This window comes from Streptomyces sp. SID5785, from assembly GCF_009870065.1.
Taxonomy (GTDB): domain Bacteria; phylum Actinomycetota; class Actinomycetes; order Streptomycetales; family Streptomycetaceae; genus Streptomyces.
This window is the reverse complement of record NZ_WWIA01000210.1, coordinates 1-5,177: the sequence shown is the minus strand read 5'-3', so window position 1 is coordinate 5,177 and position 5,177 is coordinate 1. Positions and strand designations below refer to the sequence as shown.

General features: G+C 72.6%; 4 protein-coding genes and 1 pseudogene. 2 read left to right on the top strand and 3 right to left on the bottom strand.

Features of this window, described 5'->3' with window-relative positions:
* From GTW43_RS06470 to GTW43_RS06460, 3 genes are all read right to left on the bottom strand, one after another.
* Positions 1-1,917: TPM domain-containing protein (locus GTW43_RS06470; RefSeq protein WP_343245922.1), on the bottom strand; the 1,917-nt coding region annotated here is incomplete at its 3' end.
* A gap of 86 nt (positions 1,918-2,003) precedes the next feature.
* Positions 2,004-2,663: a peroxiredoxin-like family protein gene (locus tag GTW43_RS06465; RefSeq protein ID WP_161300659.1), complete on the bottom strand. Its 660-nt coding sequence runs from the start codon at positions 2,661-2,663 to the stop codon at positions 2,004-2,006.
* A gap of 113 nt (positions 2,664-2,776) precedes the next feature.
* On the bottom strand, positions 2,777-3,388 hold the full coding sequence (locus GTW43_RS06460) for a TetR/AcrR family transcriptional regulator (protein WP_161300658.1): 612 nt from the start codon (positions 3,386-3,388) through the stop codon (positions 2,777-2,779).
* Between the two features lie 341 nt (positions 3,389-3,729).
* Here GTW43_RS06460 and GTW43_RS06455 point away from each other — a divergent pair, with 341 nt between their 5' ends.
* Both GTW43_RS06455 and GTW43_RS06450 read left to right on the top strand, forming a co-directional pair.
* Entirely contained in the window at positions 3,730-4,437 is a 708-nt protein-coding gene (locus tag GTW43_RS06455) for a hypothetical protein (protein WP_237536442.1), read from the top strand.
* Positions 4,438-4,644: 207 nt separating this feature from the next.
* Positions 4,645-5,177, top strand: a pseudogene (locus GTW43_RS06450) (hypothetical protein); the annotation flags it as partial.

Genomic DNA, 5,177 nt, shown 5'->3' with positions numbered 1-5,177 from the left:
CATCCCGCCGCTGCTGCGCCCGCCGCCCCCGTACGGATTGCCGTAGCCGCGCACGTCCCGCTCGGCGAGCTGTTGCGCCTGCCGGGCCAGTGCGTCGGCCTGCTGCGCCTCGCCGAGTGCGGCGGCCGGGTCGACGCTCTCGCCGGCCTGCGCGCCCGTCAGGTGCCGCTCGGCCTCGGCGAGCCGGGTGCGGGCCTCGCTGCCGACCGCGCCGCGGTGCGTGGTGATGAAGTCGGAGGCGGCGCCGGTGCTGCTGCGGGCGGTCAGCAGTGCCTGCGCGAGGAGCTGCCTGGCCCGCGCGGTGCCCGCCTCGCGCTCCCGCGCCGCCGCGAGCGCCTCGTCGAGCGCGGTGTCCGCCTCCTCGACCCGGCGCAGTGCGTCGATCGGATCGTACGGACCGGCCGCGACCTCCTTGCGCACCCCGGCGAGGACCGATTCGGCGCGGGCGATGCGGCCCCGCAGATCGGCGGTGGACACGCCCTGCGCCGTGCCGGTGAGCAGGCCGCGCGCGTCGGCGAGGTCGGTCTCCGACTCGGTCAGCGCGGCGGGCAGCTTGTCCTGGGCCTCCGCGAGTTCGCCGGAGAGCCGCTCGATCGCCGTGACGAACGTGCCGGCCTGGTCGATGGCGCCCTCCGCGGCTCGCAGGAACACGGCCGCCTTGCCGCTGTCGCCCGCGTCGACGCTCTGCCGCGCCTCGTTGAGGTTGGTGGTGGCGAACACCAGCCGGTCCTTGGCCTGTTCGAGGTGGCCCGCGACGGGGGACAGTGCCGACGGGGCGTACCGCGTACCCGCCTCGGCAAGGGTCTCCTGGGCCCGGCCGGTCTGCGCCGTCAGCTCGCGGAAGGAGCGCTCGGCGTTGGACAGCGCCTCCGGCGCGTTCTGTTCCAGGGAACGCAGCCGGTCGAAGCCTTCCGACTCGTGGTCGAGGCGGCGTTGCGCCTCGCCGCACCGTGTGACGATCTCGTCCAGCATCCGCCGCTTCGTCGGATCGTCCTCGGGGAAGGCGTCGTCGAGCTGCTGGCGCAGCTTGAACGCGGAGGTCAGCTCGGCCTGGGCGTAGGTCAGCGCCTCCTGGAACGGTGTGACGGCGTCCTCGCCGTACTGGGCCGTGGCGAACCCGAGTTCCTCCGTGCTGGTCCGCACGGCGTCGTCGGTCTCCACGAGCATCCGCCGGGCCTGCTTGTCGAGCTCGGGGAGCGGGGTGAGCTCCGGCTTGCGCCCCCAGCCCTGCCCGCTGCTGCCGCCGCCCTGTGCGGTGCCCTTCGGCGCCCGCTTCCTGCGGCGGGTGAACGCGTACGCGGCGAGAGCCCCGGCGCCGCCCACGGCGATCACCGGAAGCACGAGATCGCCGGTACCGGTGCCCCCGCTGTCACCGCCTCCACCGGGGTCGGCGTCACCGGGCGTGACGGTGGGTGCGGGGACGGGCTGTCCGGTCACGACCGCGTCGATCCCGTTCGCGGCGCCGATGCCGGCGCCCGCCCAGTCGTTCTTGCGCAGCGCCGGTTCGACGGCGGTCGAGGCGATGTCGTTGATCTGGGCGTCGGTCAGCCGCGAGTCCTGGTCGACGGAGAACGCGTACTGACGGTCGTGCGTGGCGACGGCGAGCAGTACGTCGTCGAGCCCGAGCCCGTTGCGATCGGCGGTGGCGTCGGCCCAGTCCTGCGCGGAGCGGCCCGAGAAGCCGCGCACGTAGACCACGAACAGCTGGATGCCGCGGCTGCTGTCGAGCTGGTCGAGCGCGTCGGCGGTGACGCCCTTGCGGCCCCCGAGCGCTCCGACCTTGTCGGTGATCTGCCCGGTCCGGTTCAGGGTGACCGGATCGTCGGCCCGCACCGCGCCGAGGGGGCCGAGCACCAGCCAGAGCAGTGCCAGCACGGTGGCCGCGGCGGCAGCGCGGGCAGCGGGTATGCGGATCACGTTTCGGAGCGTATGTCCGGATCCGAGGGGTCGCGACCGGGGCGCGGCCGGGCCGGCACCCTCACCGCTGGTGAGGCTGTCTCCTCTCAGAGAGCGGCGTCGTAGGCGGCGAGGATCGCGGCCGGTTCGCTGCGGGTCGCGTAATCGGGGTGGACATCCACCCACTGGATGGTCCCGGCGGCGTCGGTGATGAGGGTGGTGGGCATCGGGACGACAGCGGTGCCGTCCGCGTTGGCGGCGGCGACGTCCAGCCCGAGGGCGGCCTGCGATGCCTTGGCGCCGTCGGTTGCTTCCGTGAGGATGCCCAGGCTCGCGGCGACCGTGTTGCCCGGGTCGGAGAGCACGGTGAACGTGAGCTCGTTGGTCTCCTGCATGGTCAGTGAGCCGTCGGGCTTCTGCGGGCTGATCGCCACCAGCGCGGCGCCGCGCTGCGCGAGTGCCTCGGCCAGCTCGGCCTGGTAGGTGCGCAGGGCCAGGTTGCAGTACGGGCACCAGGCGCCGCGGTAGAAGACCACCACGGCGGGCCTGCCGGAGAGCGCCTCGTGCAGGGTGACCGGCTTGCCGTGGGCGTCGAGCACCTCGGCGTCGGTGAGCTGCGAGCCCGGGACGGCCACGCCTGTGGGCACGCCGTCTGCGGCCAGCTGCCGGCGCTCCTCGGCGAACGGTGCGAGGACGTCGGTCGGCACCTGCTGAGCCATGCCCGCCTCGAGTGCGGCGACCTGGTCGGAGATGGGGGTGGTGGTCATGATCGTCCCTCTGGTCGGTGAGTCACGCCCGTACTGGTATGCACGGTCCAGAGTTGCGTACGAGAAATGGCATCGCAATGCCAGTCCTCAAGGGTGCCGGCACGGGATTGCGCTCAGACGGTCTGCGCCTCGATGTGGGCGAGCATCGTGTCGAGTGCCGTCTCGAGCGGCTTCGTGTCCCGGCCGAGCTGGGTCAGCAGGAGGCCGCCCTGCAGGGCGGCCAGCAGCGCGAGCGCCAGGGCCTCGGGGTCGGCGTCCGGGCGCAGCCTGCCGCTTGCGTGCATGGCCGCCAGCCCCGCGCGAAGGCCCGCGGACCAGCGCGCGAAACTGTGGGCGAGCTGGAGCCGTGCCGGCTCGTCGTTCTCCGCGAGCTGATGGGTCAGGGAGGCGATCGGGCAGCCGCCACGGCAGTTCAGCTCGCGCTGGCGGGCCACGGCGAAGTCCCGCCACTGGCGCAGGCCGTCCATCGTGTCGAGGCGCGCGAAGAGCTGTTCCTGCGGCTCGATGACCGCGTTCGACTGGTGCTCGATCACGGCGCGCACCAGGGCGGTCTTGTCCGCGAAGTGGTGGTAGATCTGCGAATTGCTCACCGCGGCCCGGGTGCGGACCTCTTCGATCGTCGTGTCCGCGACGCCCCGCTCGAACATCAGCTGTGCAGCGGCGGCCACGATGCGCCGCCTGGTCTCGCGCCCCTTGGCGGTGACGGTCCCTGGCTTGATAGGCATACGCACAGCCTACGAGCCCTGGCACGGGTACTCCATTGCTGAGCGCCTGCGGCGGCCGTCCGGGCGTCGATCGGGCGCCCCGATCGGGAGTGGGCCTCGTCGGGAGTGGGCCTGTTGTCGCCGGGCGGGCAGGCGCCGAGCCCACCCACGGGAAATATTGCGGCCGCACCTCGTCCACCGAGAACAATATGCGCAATTTCTGCGATTTGACCGTTACATCATCTATGGATGGCCTTGACGTGAGATGCGTAGCTTCGTGGATGTCGCCTCGGAGCAACCGGCTCGCGCGGCCATCACCTCCTGGAACCGTGACCCGGAAGGGGCCCTCTTTCATCATGCGTATGACCCCCCGCGCCCTGCGCACCAGCATCATCACGGTCACCGCCACCGCCGCGATCAGTCTCGGTGCGGCCTCCGGCGCCCTCGCGGCCCCGCAGCACAGCCCCGCCGCTGCGCAGAGTGCCGCCCACCGGTCCACGGTGAAGCGCGTCCACGTCGCGACCGTCAAGCTCGCCGCGACGCACCACACGGCGAAGGTCTACAAGCTCGGCCGGTACACGTACCAGGCCGACATCCTCTACAAGGGCAAGAAGATCGCCCTGCTGAAGGCGTCACGCGGCAAGACGGACCGCGCCGACCTCAACGGCCTCCACGTCAGGCTCACCGCCACCGGCAAGGTCTCCTCGTGGGCGGACCGGGCCAAGCCCCGGCCGAAGCCCGCACCGCAGCCCGGCAAGCGTGAGCACGTCCGCAACGACACACTCGCCGACGGCACTCTGGCACGCATCTACAAACTGTCCCCGAGCCACTGGCAGGCCGTGGTGGCGGGACTGGGCACCCTGGACGCCGACGGGCGCTCCGCGGCGGGCGAGCACAACGGGATGCACGTCGTGCTGAGCCCGGACGGTTCGCTGTCCTCCTGGCTGGAGCAGGCCCCTGCGCCCGACCCCACGCCTGACCCCACGCCCGACCCGGACCAGCCGCCCGTCCCGGCCCCGATCGCGCCGTCGACCGACCCGGGCGCCGTCCAGCTCACCTCCGCGGCCTGACCGCAGCGGCTGCGCCCGGCCTCGGGAGCGGCCTCCTACAGGCGCGCGGCGTACGGATCCCACGGCAACCTGTGCCGTACGCCGCCCCTCCGAACAGCCCGCTGCCGCATGGGAGATGCGGCAGCGGGCGCACTCCGCGTGACGTGCGAGCGGTCCGGCACCGAGAGGACGCCGCCTGACCTGCGCCCACACGAAAGAAGCTCCACCATGCTCGACCTCCCCCGCCGGTTCGGCGCGCGTCACGGTTCCGATCAGATCGAGACGCGTGCCGTGCGCGTCGTCCGGCTCCTGCCGCTGCCCCTGATAGCGGCCGGTGCCGCCTTCTACCTGGCGACGCCCGCGGGATTCACCTCTCCGCCCTTCTTCGAGACGGCGCCCCTGCTCATCGCACCGTTCTACACGTTGCGCGGAACCGCGGCGGTGGCGGTGCTGGCCCTTGCCGTCCAGGCGGGGCTCGAGTTCCGCAACGGCACCGCCGGCGACCCGACCGCGATCACCGAGATGGTGACGCAACTCCTCGTGGGCTGTATCGCCGTGGCGCTCCATGTCGTCGTGGCCTGGCACGGGCGACGTCTCGCCACCGCGCGCGGCATCTCGGAGGCCGTGCAGCTGGCCGTGCTCCCGCGTCCGCCCGGCCGAGTGGGCCCGTTCCGCATCGCGGCCCGCTACGAGGCGGCCGAGGCGGACGCTCTCATCGGCGGTGACCTCTACGTCGTGCAGGAGACCCCGTTCGGCGTCCG

Excerpts from the sequence above, each read along its gene's own strand:
- GTW43_RS06465 (WP_161300659.1), bottom strand. The coding sequence starts at position 2,663 with ATGACCACCACCCCCATCTCCGACCAGGTCGCCGCACTCGAGGCGGGC.
- GTW43_RS06460 (WP_161300658.1), bottom strand. The coding sequence starts at position 3,388 with ATGCCTATCAAGCCAGGGACCGTCACCGCCAAGGGGCGCGAGACCAGG.
- GTW43_RS06455 (WP_237536442.1), top strand. The coding sequence starts at position 3,730 with ATGACCCCCCGCGCCCTGCGCACCAGCATCATCACGGTCACCGCCACC.